Raw genomic sequence first — 16,115 nt, forward strand, 5'->3', positions numbered from 1 at the left:
ATTATAAATAAAAAGAAATATATGGAAATCAAATATTTTAATAGTATATAATATTGAAAAGTATGATAACAAATTGTAATAAAATTAAAAATTAAGAATATTCTTTACTACTTGTGAATATTATGTTACATTTGATATCATATGTTCTTTTAAGATTACTTTTATTATATGATTAGGGTGGAAGATGATTCTACCACAAGGAGTGGAATGACATGAAAATTCGTTATAATTATGTACCAAAGAATGAAGTAAAATATTGTGAATCAACTCTTACAGTAAAAGAAGCTTATGAATATCTAAAAGAAACTGGCTATCGTTCTGTTCCAGTACTATCAGAAGGTGGTAAAAAGTTCGAAGGTCTTATTTATAAAGTTCATCTTCTAGACTATCTATATGAAGAGAAGGGGTCTCCTGAAGCATCAATCGATTCATTAGTGAAGAATCAAGATGCATTTATTTATGAAGAAGATTCGTTCTTTAAAACATTTTTAACGATCCGTCGCTTACCATTTATTGCAGTATTAAATGAAAATGAGCAATTTCTAGGAATCATCACACATGCAAACGTGATGGATGTTCTTGAGGATTCGTTTGGTATGAAAACAGGTGGCTACACTCTTACAATTGCTACGATTGAGCATAAGGGTGCAATAAAAGACCTTGTTACCCTATTAAGGGACATTAATATCGATGGTATGCTTACACTTGATAATGGAGAGAAATACTTACGTCGTATTATTGTGAATTTACCTGGTGAACTTTCACCTGAAAAAGTTAAGGCTCTTGTTGCTAAAATTGAGGAAAAAGAATTCCGTGTGACCCACGTAGACCAAATTGATAAATAATAAACAAAGAAGATCCCGCTAGCCTAAGCTATCCGGGATCTTTTTTTATGTTTCGAGATTGAAGTATTGAGCCTTTTTTTTGGAGCCGTAAAGAAGTAGACTCCTAGAATGACGATAATGCTGCCTGCTGTTTGAGGAATCGTAAGTTTTTCTCCTAAGAAGATAAATGCTAATATTGCAGTGAAAATAGGATTAAAGTTTAAGAACATACCAGACTTTACACTTCCAACTTTCTGAATCCCAACGTTCCAAAAAATCATTGCCAACACGGTTGCTCCAATAGAAGAATAGAGAATGGCCCACCAGAAGGAAGCGGTAGGATCAACTATACCATCTGAGGTTAAGAGTACAAATGGAAGATTTAGTAGTGATCCAAAAATACCTGCCCAAAGTGTGGCATTATATGGTGAAACTTGCGTCATAGCTTTTCGTGCAGCAACGGAATATAATCCCCAAATGGCAACTGCACCTAGCATAAACATATCTCCAATATTAAAATGAAATGATAATAGATTACTTAAATTACCATGTGAAATGACAATTAAAATCCCAAACAATGAAATTAGCATGGCTGACATCTGTCGAAAATTCAATTTTTCTCGATAAAAGAAAAACGAAGCAACTGCAATAGAGATAGGATTTAATGTTGAAAGTAAACCGACATTATCGGCCGATGTATTTTCTAAAGCTAAAAACATAAGAAAATTAAATAGAAGAACTCCAGTTAGCCCCATTAGAAGAAGGGGGGTAAGAGCTTGTTTAGGGAAGGTAATCTTCTTTTCCTTCCACCAGACGAAAGGTAGTAAACAAAGAACAGCAATTAGCCAACGTATTTCTGTAAGTAGAAGAGCTGAACCATGGTTAACCAAAAATTTACCTGCGACAAAGTTTCCAGCCCATAAGAAACTAGTGAAAAGTAATAAAAAATAATATTTTAATTGCATGTGATTCACCCATGGCCTTTATGTTGTAATTGATAGCTAAATTAATACGAAGAAATCATAGCATAAGAAGATAGGTACGTAAACCATTCGTAATGTTTAATTTTTAATGAAAGTTTTTCCTTATTTTGAGTATATGAACATAGACCTTTCCTCTACTTCCCTTAGGAGTCAAGTGCCTGCAGCGAAGATCCACTCTTAATAGAACTATTAAAAAGCAACATTCATTACAAAAGAGCTTGAAAAATATGTCGAATTCCTAAATGATTAATCCTTCAATCTATTAATATATGAGGCTTTAGTCAAGATATTACAAAAAAATACATAAAAAATTTGTCTAATATTGCGAATCTATTTACAGATATAGAAGATTTTGTAATAATTCATTAAGTGAGTATTTGATAGGATTAAAGGGGTTGTGTAAGTTGGCAAATGGAGATGTGGATGAGGTAGGTATACTTTTAGTAAACATTTCAAAAAAGAGAGCAGAAATGATAGCAGAAGCGAATACCTCGGGGTATACAAGTGATCGGACTATTAAATATAGTCAGGAGTTAGATCAGTTATTAAACCAATACCAACGTCTTAAAGTACAATCATGTAAAAAGGTGCGTTTTCGGCAATTTTTGAGACAATCGATTCTATTTTTCTATGGATCTAAATATAAGCTTCATAATTTCCAATAAATTTTAAAAAGCCATTTTCACAGGCTTTTTTATTTTTTTAAAAAAATCGTAAAATGTGTGATAAACATCACAGACAAGAGGTGGCTTTTTATATTACTTTGAAGAAAAGAAGTACTTATATTCATAGCTTATACGTTCAAAAGCGTCTAGTTAAGTCAGCAGGGATAACAATTATTTTGTTTGGCCTGCTTTTTTTATCATTACTAATATTTGAATAGTCAAAAAATTATTTTAGAGTGTGCTAACTTCCTATGACTGTTCATATAATTTGTAATATAACTTAGCTTGTGAAGAATTGAACATAGTATTGTCTTTACTTGAATACTTTTTGAAAGAGGAGTGAAGTCGTCATGCACATAGTGGTATGTGTGAAGCAAGTACCAGATACAAAGATAATCAAGATTAATCCCAAAACGAATACTCTAGATCGAAGAAGTGCACCAGCTATATTAAATCCGTACGATTCACATGCCGTTCAGGCAGCAGTTAGTATGAAGAATGATTCTAGTGATACTGTGTCCGTTTTGTCGATGGGCCCTCCACAGGCAACCGCAGTTATAAAAAAGAGTGTTGAAATTGGAGCTGACCAAGGATATTTAATTACTGACCGTGCTTTTGCAGGTGCTGATACATTGGCGACTAGCTATGCACTTTCAAAAGCGTTAGAAAAGATTAAAGAAGATAAACCAATAGATATCATCATTTGTGGAAAGCATGCGATTGATGGTGACACAGGACAAGTTGGACCTGGTATTGCTAGAAGACTTGATATTCCTCCGATTACGAATGTAATAGAAATTGTTGAAGTGAATGAGAAGGAAAAAACGGTTCTTCTAAAAAGAAAATTATCAGACGGATATGAGCTAATTCAGTCATCTATGCCGTGTTTATTAACTGTCGAAAAGGAAGTAAATGAGGTAGAGTACTCTCCATTACCAAATATGATTAGGGCAGCGAGATTTGAACCAATCATTTGGAGTGTTGATGATTTAGGAGAAGTCGACCGCAAGCAACTAGGCTTAAAGGGATCACCAACAATTGTAGGTAAAATGTTTACTCCACCAAAAGAAGAAGGTGGAAAAAGAATTGAAGGTACAGTTGATGAGCAGGTGGCAAAATTACTAGAAGTGTTAGCTGAGAAAAAAGAACTCTTTACTAAAGAGATAAGTAGGTAGAAATACATTTGAATCGTGGAGGGATACTTACATGCTGGACAATAGAGGAGTTTGGGTATTCATTGAGCAAAATGATAACCAGATTGCTGGTGTTTCATTAGAACTATTAGGAGCTGGGAGAAAGTTAGCAGATAAACTGGAAGTACCTCTAGCTGGAGTATTACTAGGGGACGGAGTGAAAGGTCTTTGCAACACGGTAATCGAATACGGTGCAGATGAGGTATACGTAATTGATGACCCGGTATTAAAAAACTATCGTACGGAAACCTACATGGCTGGTGTTTACAAGTTGTGTCAAATGTATAAACCGGAAATTTTCCTTTATGGGGCAACTCCAAATGGAAAAGACCTGGCAAGTGCAGTAGCGACAGATTTGAGCACTGGACTCACAGCTGATACAACAATGTTAGATGTAGAACCAGAAAGTAGATTACTAGAAGCTAGTCGTCCTGCCTTTGGTGGGAACATCATGGCAACCATCCTTTGTAAAAAACATCGGCCACAGATGGCTACAGTTCGTCCGAAGGTTATGAAAGCACTATCACCTGATCAAAGTAGAACTGGTAGAGTGATAGAAGAAAAGATTGGAATAAAAGAAGAAGATGTGCGTACAAAGGTAATGAAAATTGTCCGAGATGTAAATAAGAAAGTAAACCTCGCAGATGCCCATGTTATTGTAGCAGGTGGAAAAGGATTGGGAGATGAAAAGGGATTTGCCCTTATTCATGAATTGGCTGATGTGTTAGGTGCGACAGTAGGTGCAAGTAGAGATGTAGTTGAGGCGGGCTGGATTGGACATGAATACCAAGTTGGTCAGACAGGTGAAACAGTAACTCCAAAACTTTACTTTGCAATTGGAATTTCAGGAGCCATTCAACACGTTGTAGGGATGAAGAATAGTGAGATGATCATTGCAATTAATAAAGATCCAAATGCAACAATCTTTGATGTAGCAACCTATGGAATTGTAGGGGATGCACTAGAAATTTTACCAAAGCTAATAGAGCAGTTTAGAAATGCACAGAAAGAAAAAGGGGATGAGGTAAGTTATGTCTGAGAAATTTGATGTAATCGTAGTCGGTGCAGGTCCTGCCGGAACCTCCTGTGCCTATACCTGTGCAAAAAATGGATTAAATGTGTTGTTGATTGAGCGTGGCGAATATCCTGGAAGCAAGAACGTAATGGGGGGAGTCTTATACCGAAAACAAATGGAGGAGATTATTCCTGAGTTTTGGAAGGAAGCACCTCTAGAACGTCCAGTTATTGAACAACGGTTTTGGATGATGGATAAGGAATCAATGGTGAGTTTTGGCTACAAAGGTCTAGAGTGGGGAAGAGAACCCTATAATAACTTTACTGTTCTGCGTGCAAAATTTGATCAGTGGTTTGCAATTAAAGCGGTAGAGCAAGGAGCCCTTTTGATTAATGAGACTGTAGTAACAGAGTGCATTGTCAAAGATGGAAGGGTTATTGGAGTTCGAACAGATCGACCTGATGGAGATGTGTATGCAGACGTTGTTGTCTTAGCAGATGGAGTGAATTCACTCCTAGGTAAACAATTGGGATTTCATAAAGAGTTTAAGCCTCATGAAGTGGCCTTAACAGTCATGGAGGTTATTAATCTACCAAAAGATAAAATCAATGAACGCTTCAATCTTGAGGATGATCAAGGCTGTACAGTTGAAATTTTTGGAGATTCAACGAAGGGGAATTTAGGAACAGCCTTTCTTTATACAAACAAAGATAGCTTAAATATTGGTGTTGGAACGACCCTTTCAAGCATGATTAAAGCAAAAATGAAACCTTATGATTTATTAGATTATGTGAAAAGTCATCCGATGGTAAAGCCATACTTAGAGGGCGGGGAGCCTCTCGAATATCTTGCACATTTAATACCTGAGGGTGGTTATAATTCGATTCCTAAGTTAGTTGGAAATGGAGTAATCGTCGTGGGCGATGCAGCACAACTTGTAAATGCAATTCACCGCGAAGGGTCTAATATGGCAATGAGTTCTGGAAAAATGGCCGCAGAGACAATTATACGTGCAAAGGAAAGAAATCGCTATGATGAAGAAACTCTAGATTATTATCGGGTGAATCTTTATAACAGCTTCATTGGCAAGGACCTTAAAAAATATAAGGATGCTGCACATACCTTTGAAGAATATCCGCAATATTTTAAAGAATATTTACCGATGGTGAATCAGGCAGCCAGTAAGTTTTTCACTGTAGATGGAACGGCTAAAAGGGATAAACAGAAAGATATTATTCGCTCTTTCACAAAAGAGAAGGGTGCCGTTAAGGTCATTCAAGACATGTATAGAGCATGGAAGGTGATGAAATAATGTCAAAAAATATTGAAGAAAAACAGTATTTAGTTCGCTTTAAGGCTGACAAAAATTCACATTTAACTGTATTAGACCATGATGTATGCATGACACAATGTCCAGATAAGATATGTACGATTTTTTGCCCAGCAGAGGTTTATAAGTGGGAAGAAATAAGGATGCATGTAGGCTATGAGGGATGTCATGAATGTGGAAGCTGTCGGATAGGATGTCCTTATCAAAATATTAAGTGGGAGTATCCAAAGGGTGGCCATGGAATTGTGTTTAGATTAGCCTAATATAATAATTGTCAAAAAAGAGCATTTGGAGAGATCCAATTGCTCTTTTTATATTGAAGGTTAATGCTGGTTGAAATATGTATTAATACTATATTCATAGAGTGTACATTATTTCACAAATGGGTGTAAAAAGAAAGGTAAAGCTTTAAGGAGGGTTAACCGATTTGTGTGGCAAGGGGATAGGAGGAGAAGTTATCAGATTTGCATTGGCATTCTAATTCTGTTGCCATTCTAAATGCATCGTGGATACAAGAAATTTGTGGGGTGCTAAAATAAGGTGATGAGTAATCAAACGTGCCATCTTTATTTGCAGTGAAAACAAAAAGCTTCCAATGATATCTTTTATTTCCTTTTTCAACTTCTGTTCCTTCAACGGCAATTAACCAGTGAGACTCCTCTTCACTTAGTAAAGCTTGTGCATCTTTGTGGCCAATTTGCACTAAGGGCTTTTGGTAAAATTCCTGATAATTCATGAGAAAACACTCCCTTCAAGATAACTGTAAATTTTATTTATCTTTATTATATGTGAAAACGCTATCCTAATGTTAAAATATTTTAAGTTTTCAGAAAAAGTTCACAAAATGGTCTTCTTCCCTAAAAATAAAGGATAATGTGATTTGTATCACCTATATTAAAACATGGATAAGGTATAGTTTATTTATAAATATATAGGGGGTATGAAAAATGTCTGGTTGTATGAGTAGTATGTTTCAGAGGGAAGTAATGAATCTATGTAGTCCTTTGCAACAATTAAAAGATGAGCATGGTCCCTTAAATGTAATGAAAAAAGAATTATATGATATTTCGTCAAATATAGAGAAAACGAAAGAAGCAGAGTGCTTAGAAGTTATAAAGAAATTACGAGAGAAAGTAGAAAGCTTTGTTGCCGTGTTAGAACCACATTCACAAAGAGAGGAAGGTGTTCTTTTTGAGATGATGGAAAAATATATTGGAAGAACTTCAGGGCCAATTGCAGTTATGGAATATGAACATGATCAGGCAAAGTCTAACATAGGTAAGTTTTTAATGGAGACAGAACATCTCTCTGACAATTTATTGAAAGATGATGCTAAAAGGTTAGCTTCCTATGTAAGTGAAGCCTATTTAATTTTAACTGATCATTTTATGAAAGAGGAGAATGTATTGTTTCCAATGGCTGAGAAAATGTTGTCTGATGAAGAGAAACACGAACTTGAAGTAAGAATAAATGAAATAAAATAAATGCAAAATAGTTAGACTGCCGAAAAATACTTTTCGACAGTCTTTTTACATTACGTATTCCAAGTTTCTACTTCTTCATCAGAAGGAAGCAAATAGGTCAATAGACCAAGAAGGGGGAGAAATCCAATAGCAATAATAGTAGAGGTTAAGCCGAAAATATCTGCCAACGACCCCACTGCAATCGACCCAATTGCTCCCATCCCAAAAGCAAGGCCAACTATTAATCCAGACATCGTACCTATTTTACCTGGTAATAATTCTTGAGCGTAGACTACCGTTACTGAAAAACTCGACATAAGAATAAAGCCAATTAATCCAACGAGTCCGTAAGCAATTAATGGGTTTACAAAAGGTAATAGGATGGCCAGAGGTGTAGCACCAATCATAGATAAAAAGATAATTCTTTTCTTACCGAAACGGTCTGCCAAAGGACCTCCAAAAAATGTACCAACTGCACCTGCTGCTAAGAATATGAAAATAAAAAGTTGAGATTGCGAGATTGTATAGCCATACACTTCGATAACATAAAATGCATAAAAATTTGTTATAGATGATATATACCAAGATCGGGCAAAAACGAGAATGACGATAATTAATAAGGCAAGTTTTATTGCTTTTGAGAAGGACAACCCTGTCTCTAAACCACCAGTTTTTTGTTTTGGTTTAGCTGAAAGGAATGTTAAGGTAGTTGAATACCACCTTGCAATATAGATTAATAGTCCAATAGCTGTTGCAGCAACAATAGAAAACCAAATAGCACCAAACTGTCCTAGTGGAACAAGAATTAATGCAGTAATGATTGGTCCTAATGCTGAACCTGAGTTTCCACCAACCTGGTAAATGGATTGTGCTAACCCTCTACGATTTCCGGCAGCCATATATGCAACCCGAGAACCTTCTGGATGGAAAATAGCTGAACCAAAACCTATACAAAGTACTGCTATGATGATGGTTAAAAATGTCGGAGCAAAGGCTAAACCGATAATGCCAAAAAACGTTAGAGTTAAACCGAATGGTAAGGCATAGGGTAATGGTTTTTTATCAGTGTACCAACCAACAGCAGGCTGTAAGACGGAAGAGACCACATTTAATGAGAAACCAATAAAACCAATTTGTGTAAACGTTAAACCCATTGATTTCTGTAAAATAGGAAACATTGCAGGTATAACTGCTTGAATGGAATCGTTTAATAAATGGCATAATCCAATCATAAATAAGATACTGTAGGCAGTTTTTTGTTCTGGAATGGTTTTAGATGATGCTATTTTACTAGTTGCAAGCATAGGCGGAGATACTCCTTTTATCATGTTATATACACCTTCAATAAAAACCCTTTTCTTTAGATTTGTAAAGGTATATTTATTATTAATCATTTCTAAAAACCTACATTATTCGACGAATTATTTCCTGGGTGATAGGTAAGATGAACTTTACGGTTTTTAAATTTTCTGATAAATTAGAGGTAGGTTAAATATAAATATTATTTTAGGTTATTAGAGGAGGATTCATCGTATGAGATATCGTCGTTTAGGACGATCTGGACTTAAGGTAAGTGAAATAAGTTTAGGTAGTTGGCTTACATTTGGAAAAACAGTTGATGAAAAGGTAGCCTCTGAAACTATACATAAAGCATATGAATTAGGTATTAATTTTTTTGATTCGGCTAATGTTTATGAACGAGGAGAAGGTGAGAGGATACTAGCAAAGTCTCTTAAAGATTATCGTAGAGAATCTTATGTAATAACCACAAAAGCATTTTGGCCGATGGGAGATGGTCCGAATGATCGAGGACTGTCAAGAAAACATATAGTTGAACAAGTAAATGCTAGCTTAAAAAGGATGGACTTAGACTATATTGATGTTTTTTACTGTCACCGATATGACCATGATACACCAGTTGATGAAACATTAAGAGCAATTGATGACCTTGTTCGTCAAGGGAAAATTCTATATGCGGGAGTTAGTGAGTGGTCTGCAGCACAAATTCAGGAAGCTGTATCAATCGCAGATAAGTACTTAATGGATAGAATTATAGTAAATCAGCCTCAATATAATATGTTTCATAGAGACATTGAAGACGAGATAATTCCTGTCAGTGAAAAGAACGGTATCTCCCAGGTCGTGTTTTCACCACTTGCTCAAGGTGTTTTAACAGGTAAATATAAGGGAGGACAATTCCCAACTGGTAGTAGGGGTGCTAATGAGCAGGTTAACACTTGGGTAAAACAAATTATTAATGATATTGTTTTAACGAAGTTAGACCGCTTAGAAGAAATTGCCGGGGAACTGGAAATCACTTTGCCAGAGTTAGCTCTAGCATGGATCTTACGCCAACCTAATGTTGCGAGTACTCTAGTGGGTGCGTCAAATCCTGAACAAATCGAGGCAAATGCTCGTGCAGCAGATGTTGTCTTGAGTTTTGAGACAATCGAAAAAATTGAAACCGTTTTAACAATATAATTTAAAAAGAAAACAGGCTACGCTTCATAGCCTGTTTTCTTTATGGAAAGTGGTAATATAATTTTTACTTTCGTACCAACATTCACTTCACTCTCAATTTCAATTGTTCCTCCATATAGAGTGATAATTCGCCTACAAACAACTAATCCTAGTCCTGTCCCTGTATCTTTCATCGTAAAGAATGGTTCAAATATTTTTGATAGGGCTTCTTTAGGAATTCCTTGACCAGTATCTGTGATGGTTATTAGGCAATTACTTGAACTTTTTTGGAGTTGAATGACAATTGTTCCGTTTGAAGGCATTGCCTGGAAAGCATTTTTTGTCAAATTTAGAATTACTTGTTTAATATGATCTTTTGTACATTTAACTAGTAATGGATGTTCACCATCGTTTATCACACGATACTTAATATTGTAAAGGTTCGCTTCGGAGAGAATAAGTGGGTCAAGTTCACTTATAATTTTTCTAATATCATTATCCTCGGTTTTTTCCGCAGTAGGTTTTCCAAGTACTAGAAATTCACTAATGATCTCATTTATTCGTTTTATTTCTTCATCAATTACAGAAAAATAGAATTGGTCTTCCGTGTCTGTGTATTTTTCACTTAATAATTGTATGAGCCCTTTAATTCCAGTGAGGGGGTTCCTAATTTCATGGGCAGTACTTGCAGCTAGTGTTCCAACAAGTTCTAGCTTTTGAGCTTCATTTTGGGCACTTTCAAACGCAGTTTTTCTACGTAAAAGTACATATTTCAATAATATCAATAAAATGTTAGTGAAAATAAAAGTAGTAATAATGTAGGAAAAGGCAGCATTAAGCAGCTCTTCTTTTGGAAATAAAGTAAAATTAGGTTTTCCCTCCAGTGTCCAAGGTGTATGTGTAAGAGTAGTTGAGATGGCTTCACCTTTTGACTCTGTAAATTTAGAAGCTGTGCTAAGAATTTCAGTTCCATCCATTTCAGTTACTCGAATAAAAGTGTTAGGTGTTAAGACCTTCATTTCATTTTCGATATAATCCAAGCGAATACTTAGAAGTAAATAACCATTATAGTCAGCTTCTTGGGTGACAGGCGTAGCGATAGATATGATATACCTTTTACTTACTCTTCCTGTATGTGCTTTGGAAATAACTGTTTTTTTAGAACGAACCACGTCCTGAAAATATTCACGGTCCGCTAAATTGACCGGAGATTGTAAGTTAACAGATGAGGCTAAAATATCGCCTTGTTCATTAACATAGTAGAGACCTGAGTATCTTGAATCTTGACTATGGGCTTTGCTAAGGACATCCTCTATCTCTGCTATTTCATATTGCCCAGGGTTAATCACAAGAGCAAGAGCCTCTGTGGTAGCAATTGTTTCTCCAATAAATCGATCAAAATGGTTTTTATAAAATTGTAATGTCCAATCAGTATGTTCCATAAATTCTTTTTCTAGGGAGTCATATTTATATTGGATTAATAGATAACTAGTAATACTGGTGGGTAGTAAAACAATTGCTAAGTAGATTAATAGATTCCTGATTACTGTATTTAGCTTCAAAGTTGTTACCCCTTAAAAATAGTTTCTTCATACATTTCAACTATAGTATAGTGTTGATTTAAAGTAAATGTAGGAATAATAGTTGACCACATCGTAATTTTTATATAACTTTTAAGGATAGTACCAAGGAGGTAGACATATGAACTGGAATGAAATCTATGAGACAGCAAAAGCTTGGACACTTGAGGCAGGCGAAATATTAAGAAACGCTACAAAGGAAACTGTAAAAGTAGAGTATAAGACTTCTGCAGCAGATTTAGTTACTCAAAAGGATAAGGAAATAGAACAATTTTTTATTGATCGGATTGCAACGAATTATCCTGAACACTTCCTATTAGGAGAAGAAGGTCTAGCGAGTGACCAAGAATATGATCCAAACCAAGAAATCGTTTGGATAGTGGACCCGATTGATGGAACAACAAATTTTGTTCATCAAAAGAGAAATTTCGCAATCTCTGTTGGTATTTATGAATTTGGCAATCCAAAAATTGGATTTGTGTATGACCCGGTGGCAGATGAACTATTTCATGCACAAGTTGGACAAGGTGCTTATTTAAATAATCAATTGTTACCGAGATTACCTCAAAAAACGTTGGAAGAAGCAAATATTAGTATTAATCAACTTTGGCTTGTACCAAATAGATATGTTGATTACACAATTTTTACTAGTATGATTCAGAAAGCGAGAGGAACTCGTTATATAGGCTCTGCTGCTTTAGAAATTGCTTATGTTGCAAGCGGCAGATTAGATACGTATATAGATTTTCGTCTTTCCTCTTGGGATATTGCTGGAGGAATGGTTATCTTAGGTGAGGTTGATGGATTAATGAAAACAGTTGATGATAAGGACATTGATGTTTTTAGTCCTGGTATTACCTACTTTTCGAATAAGCATGTTTTAGATGAGGTTTATCAAAATGTGAATAAGAAATAGGTTGACTGGTACATTAAAAAAGATGCAATTTTTATGGCCACAATCTCTAAAAAGTTAATGTTACAAAAGATTGCAAAGTTTCTCTTAAGTAAATTTTTTGTAAATAAATTAAATTTTATGTCGAATTATTGAATGCTTTAATATATAATGAAAATCGATTCAACTTTTATAATCTTTCATTATCTAGGAGGCAAAAGAATGAAAAAGTTTTTAACTTTGCTAACAGCCCTTACAATGGTTTTGGCTCTTGCAGCATGTGGTTCGAACAACGAAGGTACTGGCGAGAAAAAAGAAGAAGAAATTAAAGAATTAACTATGGGATTCATTCCTTCACAGGAAGCTGACCAAATTGCTGACAATGTTAAGCCTTTAGAAGAGTACTTAACTGAGAAACTTGGAGTACCTGTAAAAGCTGAAGTTATGATTGATTTTGTTGGTTTAGTTGAAGGTATGAGAACTGGTCAAATTGACATCGGATTTACAAACCCATTTGGTTATGTTCAAGCAGTAGAGCGTGCAGAAGTTCAGCCTGTGGTTAAGGCAATTCGTCGTGGATCTGATACATATAAAGCACAATTCATTGCTAGAGCTGATTCTGGACTTAAATCTATCGATGATTTAGTAGCAAAAGAAGGTTTAACTTGGGCGTTTGGAGATACACTTTCAACTTCTGGATATTTATTCCCGGCATCATTATTAACTCAAAAAGGTGTTGCAGATATTAACACATTCTTTAAGCAAACTGCTGTTGGTGGACATGACAATGCTGTATTAGCAGTTCTTGAAGGACAAGCAGACTTTGCAACTACTTTCGATGATGCACGTACAGTTTTAGAAAAAGATCATCCAAATGTTATGGAAGAAGTAGTAGTAATTGGTCACACAGAAGACATTCCTAATGATGGAGTTTCAGTTCGTAAAGGTTTATCTGAAGAGTGGGTTAACAAAATTAAAGAAGCATTCTTAGCAATTAATGATAACCCAGAAGTATTAGCAGTTATGAACGAAGTATACACTTGGGATGGAATTGCAGAATCTACTGATGAAGAATATGATGTTGTTCGAGCAGTTTATGAGCAATTTAAAGAGCAGTTAGGTCAATAATATAAATATACAATCTCAAAATACAAAGAGAGGAGATTAACATTCTTCCTCTCTTTTTTATCGAGTGAATATCTGAATCTTTAAATTTGTTATTTAGGCAATACTTTATAGGAAATTGACCTGGTGAAGCTAGGTTCTAAATGAGAGTAAAGGAGCAACAAAAATGATTGAATTTAAGAATGTTTCTCTAACATATCCAAATGGTCACCAGGGTTTAAAAAACGTAAATGTAAAAATAAACCCAGGTGAGTTTATTGTTGTCGTTGGTTTATCAGGAGCAGGAAAATCCACTTTTATCAGAAGTATTAACCAACTGGTTAAACCTACTGATGGAGAGTTGTTAATAGATGGAAAAAACACATTAACATTTAAAGAAAGAGATCTTAAAGGTCTAAGAAAAAACATTGGGATGATATTCCAAAATTATAACCTTGTTAATAGAATGTCTGTTTTACGAAATGTTTTAACAGGTCGTTTAGGTCATACAAGCACACTAAAAAGTCTTCTTGGTCTTTTTTCTGAAGAAGATAAACAATTAGCTCTTAATAGCTTAAAAAGGGTTGGGATTGAAGAAAAAGCTTATTCAAGGGCTGATCAATTAAGTGGTGGACAACAACAACGTGTTAGTATTGCAAGGGCTTTAACACAACAACCTAAGTATATTCTTGCAGATGAGCCAGTTGCGAGTCTAGATCCTCCAACCTCTCACATTGTTATGAGAGATTTAAAGAAAATTAATAAAGAAGACGGTATTACTACCATTGTAAATTTACATTTTATTGATATGGCAATGGAATATGCAGATCGTATTATAGGCATGCGTGGCGGAGAGATTGTTTTCGATGGTCCTGCATCCACAGTTACAGAGAAAACATTCGAGCAAATTTACGGTCGTCCTATTAAGGAAGATGATTTGCGCGGGAGTGTAGAAGAAAATGAGTAAACTAGCCGAGCCAACAAAAAAAATTCCTATTGTTCCTGCCAAAACGAAGGCTACTTTTACAAGTATTTTGTTAGTAATAGTAGTTCTCTATATTGGAGCTGCCTATTTTACAGAGGCATATCCGGATCGAATTATCGAAGGTTTGCCAATTGTTATTGATTTTATTATAAAGGATCTTTTCCCACCAAACTGGGGCTATGTAGATAAGGTGATGGGAAGTTTGATTGAAACGTGGAATATGGCACTTTTAGCTACTACACTTTCAGCCATTTTTGCACTTCCTATTAGTTTTCTAGCGGCCTCCAATATTAATAAAAGTAAAGGGTTTTATAGTACTGTACGCTTTCTATTAAACATTTTACGTACAATTCCAGAACTTATTTTAGCTGTTATTTTAGTAGCATTAATGGGTATCGGTGCACTAGCTGGTATTGGTGCATTATTTATCTTTTCTCTAGGAATATTAGCAAAGTTAATTAGTGAGACAATTGAAGCCATCGATCCAAATCCGTTAGAGGCAATTCGCGCAACTGGTGGGAACATTATTCAAGTTATTTGGTATGGTGTTATGCCACAAATTTTACCGCACTTTACTTCTTACTCGTTATATGTGTTAGAAATCAATGTTCGTGCCTCTGTAGTACTAGGGTTTGTTGGTGCAGGTGGTATCGGATTAATCTTGAAACATCAACTAGCACTATTTAATTTTGGTAATGTTTCTACGATTGTCATCATGACGTTTATCGCGGTTACGATTATTGACTTTGTGAGTAACCGAATAAGGGAGCGATTTATCTAATGAGTAAGACAACAGAAACAATTAAACCACCAGTTAAGAAGAATCGATGGCAAATTGGTGTCATCGCAATTGTAGTTATATATTTGTATTATGTTGCACTAACAATGACCGATCTATCTTTCCGTGGATCTTCATTAAGTCCAGCTGCTATCTTTAAACGTTTATTCTGGGACCCGTTTTTTATAGCGGATGTTCGAGCAAAGATTCCTGAATACACATATTATATGATTGAAACAATTTTAATCGCTTATGCTGGAACATTAATTGCGGCTGTATTAGCCATACCTTTTGGTTTTCTTGCAGCAAGAAATATGTCAAAGTTGTCTAATATCGGGAAATGGATTCTGAATGGTATCCGTGCTTTCCCTGAAATTATGTTAGCGATTATCTTTGTTGCTGCTGTAGGAATGGGTCCATATGCAGGTGTACTAGCTATCGGGATACACTCTATTGGTGGACTAGGAAAATTATATTCTGAAGTTATTGAGTCAATAGATATGAAAGTACTAGAGGCGCTTAAAGCCAATGGGGCAAATCGTCTGCAAGTTATGTGGTTTGGTGTAATTCCACAGGTTATACCACAGTTCTCGAACTATGCGATGTATCGCTTTGAAGTGGATGTACGTTCATCCACGATTTTAGGGGTTGTAGGTGCCGGTGGTATTGGTGCTCCTCTAATCATTGCGTCAATGCAACGTAACTGGGAGCAAGTAGGTATGATGCTAATCATTATCATTGTTTTCGTAACCATTATGGATTTAATTTCTGGGAAGATTCGTCAACGTATCGTTTAAAAATAGGTTAACATTATAGATCTACTATTTAGCACTTCCTGTTTGA

Annotated in this window: 17 protein-coding genes; 13 read left to right on the forward strand and 4 right to left on the reverse strand. The window is 35.3% G+C overall.

The genetic code is table 11. The features are described from left to right. The first annotated feature begins 212 nt into the window (after positions 1 to 212). Positions 213 to 845 carry a cyclic di-AMP binding protein CbpA gene (gene cbpA, locus J2Z26_RS03210; RefSeq protein ID WP_193538215.1) on the forward strand — a complete coding sequence of 211 codons (633 nt, stop codon included), beginning with the start codon at positions 213 to 215 and terminating at the stop codon, positions 843 to 845. A 23-nt stretch (positions 846 to 868) separates the two neighbouring features. Here cbpA and J2Z26_RS03215 read toward each other — a convergent pair whose 3' ends face one another. Continuing rightward, the gene (locus J2Z26_RS03215; protein WP_193538217.1) at positions 869 to 1,789 is read right to left on the reverse strand and encodes a DMT family transporter; all 921 of its coding nucleotides are present in this window, start codon (positions 1,787 to 1,789) and stop codon (positions 869 to 871) included. 422 nt (positions 1,790 to 2,211) lie between these two features. Between J2Z26_RS03215 and J2Z26_RS03220 the strand changes: the two genes are divergently transcribed. The 5 genes from J2Z26_RS03220 to J2Z26_RS03240 all read left to right on the forward strand — a co-directional run bounded on the left by J2Z26_RS03220 (position 2,212) and on the right by J2Z26_RS03240 (position 6,273). Beyond that, positions 2,212 to 2,472 (forward strand): aspartyl-phosphate phosphatase Spo0E family protein, encoded by a 261-nt coding sequence (locus J2Z26_RS03220; protein WP_227413786.1) that lies wholly within the window; start codon positions 2,212 to 2,214, stop codon positions 2,470 to 2,472. A gap of 350 nt (positions 2,473 to 2,822) precedes the next feature. Then, positions 2,823 to 3,647, forward strand: a complete 825-nt coding sequence (locus J2Z26_RS03225; RefSeq protein ID WP_193538219.1) for an electron transfer flavoprotein subunit beta/FixA family protein — start codon at positions 2,823 to 2,825, stop codon at positions 3,645 to 3,647. 31 nt (positions 3,648 to 3,678) lie between these two features. Next, positions 3,679 to 4,704, forward strand: coding sequence for an electron transfer flavoprotein subunit alpha/FixB family protein (locus tag J2Z26_RS03230; RefSeq protein ID WP_193538221.1), 1,026 nt, complete (start codon positions 3,679 to 3,681; stop codon positions 4,702 to 4,704). Continuing rightward, entirely contained in the window at positions 4,697 to 5,992 is a 1,296-nt protein-coding gene (locus tag J2Z26_RS03235; protein ID WP_193538223.1) for an FAD-dependent oxidoreductase, read from the forward strand. The genes J2Z26_RS03230 and J2Z26_RS03235 overlap by 8 nt, the downstream gene beginning before the upstream one ends. Next, complete coding sequence (locus tag J2Z26_RS03240; RefSeq protein ID WP_193538225.1) at positions 5,974 to 6,273, forward strand: ferredoxin family protein; 300 nt, start codon at positions 5,974 to 5,976, stop codon at positions 6,271 to 6,273. Before J2Z26_RS03235 ends, J2Z26_RS03240 begins: the two co-directional genes overlap by 19 nt. Positions 6,274 to 6,428: 155 nt before the next feature. Here J2Z26_RS03240 and J2Z26_RS03245 read toward each other — a convergent pair whose 3' ends face one another. Beyond that, complete coding sequence (locus J2Z26_RS03245) at positions 6,429 to 6,746, reverse strand: hypothetical protein (RefSeq protein ID WP_193538227.1); 318 nt, start codon at positions 6,744 to 6,746, stop codon at positions 6,429 to 6,431. A gap of 211 nt (positions 6,747 to 6,957) precedes the next feature. Here J2Z26_RS03245 and J2Z26_RS03250 point away from each other — a divergent pair, with 211 nt between their 5' ends. Then, entirely contained in the window at positions 6,958 to 7,494 is a 537-nt protein-coding gene (locus tag J2Z26_RS03250) for a hemerythrin domain-containing protein (RefSeq protein WP_227413787.1), read from the forward strand. A 50-nt stretch (positions 7,495 to 7,544) separates the two neighbouring features. On the opposite strand, the gene J2Z26_RS03255 is transcribed toward J2Z26_RS03250, so the two are convergent. Further along, the gene (locus J2Z26_RS03255; RefSeq protein ID WP_193538545.1) at positions 7,545 to 8,777 is read right to left on the reverse strand and encodes an MFS transporter; all 1,233 of its coding nucleotides are present in this window, start codon (positions 8,775 to 8,777) and stop codon (positions 7,545 to 7,547) included. A gap of 229 nt (positions 8,778 to 9,006) precedes the next feature. Between J2Z26_RS03255 and J2Z26_RS03260 the strand changes: the two genes are divergently transcribed. Continuing rightward, positions 9,007 to 9,954 (forward strand): aldo/keto reductase family protein, encoded by a 948-nt coding sequence (locus J2Z26_RS03260; protein WP_193538229.1) that lies wholly within the window; start codon positions 9,007 to 9,009, stop codon positions 9,952 to 9,954. A gap of 17 nt (positions 9,955 to 9,971) precedes the next feature. On the opposite strand, the gene J2Z26_RS03265 is transcribed toward J2Z26_RS03260, so the two are convergent. Beyond that, entirely contained in the window at positions 9,972 to 11,495 is a 1,524-nt protein-coding gene (locus J2Z26_RS03265; protein WP_193538232.1) for an ATP-binding protein, read from the reverse strand. Between the two features lie 139 nt (positions 11,496 to 11,634). On the opposite strand from J2Z26_RS03265, the gene J2Z26_RS03270 reads away from it, so the two are divergent. The 5 genes from J2Z26_RS03270 (at position 11,635) to phnE (J2Z26_RS03290) (ending at position 16,069) form a co-directional block, all read left to right on the forward strand. Further along, complete coding sequence (locus J2Z26_RS03270; RefSeq protein WP_193538234.1) at positions 11,635 to 12,429, forward strand: inositol monophosphatase family protein; 795 nt, start codon at positions 11,635 to 11,637, stop codon at positions 12,427 to 12,429. 198 nt (positions 12,430 to 12,627) lie between these two features. Next, positions 12,628 to 13,533 carry a phosphate/phosphite/phosphonate ABC transporter substrate-binding protein gene (gene phnD, locus J2Z26_RS03275; RefSeq protein WP_193538236.1) on the forward strand — a complete coding sequence of 302 codons (906 nt, stop codon included), beginning with the start codon at positions 12,628 to 12,630 and terminating at the stop codon, positions 13,531 to 13,533. 163 nt (positions 13,534 to 13,696) lie between these two features. Further along, complete coding sequence (phnC, locus tag J2Z26_RS03280) at positions 13,697 to 14,476, forward strand: phosphonate ABC transporter ATP-binding protein (protein WP_193538238.1); 780 nt, start codon at positions 13,697 to 13,699, stop codon at positions 14,474 to 14,476. Continuing rightward, positions 14,469 to 15,275, forward strand: coding sequence for a phosphonate ABC transporter, permease protein PhnE (phnE, locus tag J2Z26_RS03285; protein ID WP_193538240.1), 807 nt, complete (start codon positions 14,469 to 14,471; stop codon positions 15,273 to 15,275). The genes phnC and phnE (J2Z26_RS03285) overlap by 8 nt, the downstream gene beginning before the upstream one ends. Then, positions 15,275 to 16,069, forward strand: a complete 795-nt coding sequence (phnE, locus tag J2Z26_RS03290; RefSeq protein WP_193538242.1) for a phosphonate ABC transporter, permease protein PhnE — start codon at positions 15,275 to 15,277, stop codon at positions 16,067 to 16,069. The genes phnE (J2Z26_RS03285) and phnE (J2Z26_RS03290) overlap by 1 nt, the downstream gene beginning before the upstream one ends. Positions 16,070 to 16,115 lie beyond the last annotated feature (46 nt).

The organism is Cytobacillus luteolus, assembly GCF_017873715.1.
Lineage (GTDB): Bacteria > Bacillota > Bacilli > Bacillales > Bacillaceae_L > Bacillus_BV > Bacillus_BV luteola.

What these genes read in the sequence shown, in the direction of transcription:
- phnE (WP_193538240.1), top strand. Translation starts at nt 14,469, where the DNA reads ATGAGTAAACTAGCCGAGCCAACAAAAAAAATTCCTATTGTTCCTGCC.
- J2Z26_RS03260 (WP_193538229.1), top strand. Translation starts at nt 9,007, where the DNA reads ATGAGATATCGTCGTTTAGGACGATCTGGACTTAAGGTAAGTGAAATA.
- J2Z26_RS03230 (WP_193538221.1), top strand. Translation starts at nt 3,679, where the DNA reads ATGCTGGACAATAGAGGAGTTTGGGTATTCATTGAGCAAAATGATAAC.
- J2Z26_RS03250 (WP_227413787.1), top strand. Translation starts at nt 6,958, where the DNA reads ATGTCTGGTTGTATGAGTAGTATGTTTCAGAGGGAAGTAATGAATCTA.
- phnD (WP_193538236.1), top strand. Translation starts at nt 12,628, where the DNA reads ATGAAAAAGTTTTTAACTTTGCTAACAGCCCTTACAATGGTTTTGGCT.
- J2Z26_RS03245 (WP_193538227.1), bottom strand. Translation starts at nt 6,746, where the DNA reads ATGAATTATCAGGAATTTTACCAAAAGCCCTTAGTGCAAATTGGCCAC.
- phnC (WP_193538238.1), top strand. Translation starts at nt 13,697, where the DNA reads ATGATTGAATTTAAGAATGTTTCTCTAACATATCCAAATGGTCACCAG.
- J2Z26_RS03240 (WP_193538225.1), top strand. Translation starts at nt 5,974, where the DNA reads ATGGAAGGTGATGAAATAATGTCAAAAAATATTGAAGAAAAACAGTAT.
- phnE (WP_193538242.1), top strand. Translation starts at nt 15,275, where the DNA reads ATGAGTAAGACAACAGAAACAATTAAACCACCAGTTAAGAAGAATCGA.
- cbpA (WP_193538215.1), top strand. Translation starts at nt 213, where the DNA reads ATGAAAATTCGTTATAATTATGTACCAAAGAATGAAGTAAAATATTGT.
- J2Z26_RS03225 (WP_193538219.1), top strand. Translation starts at nt 2,823, where the DNA reads ATGCACATAGTGGTATGTGTGAAGCAAGTACCAGATACAAAGATAATC.
- J2Z26_RS03270 (WP_193538234.1), top strand. Translation starts at nt 11,635, where the DNA reads ATGAACTGGAATGAAATCTATGAGACAGCAAAAGCTTGGACACTTGAG.
- J2Z26_RS03215 (WP_193538217.1), bottom strand. Translation starts at nt 1,789, where the DNA reads ATGCAATTAAAATATTATTTTTTATTACTTTTCACTAGTTTCTTATGG.
- J2Z26_RS03235 (WP_193538223.1), top strand. Translation starts at nt 4,697, where the DNA reads ATGTCTGAGAAATTTGATGTAATCGTAGTCGGTGCAGGTCCTGCCGGA.
- J2Z26_RS03255 (WP_193538545.1), bottom strand. Translation starts at nt 8,777, where the DNA reads ATGCTTGCAACTAGTAAAATAGCATCATCTAAAACCATTCCAGAACAA.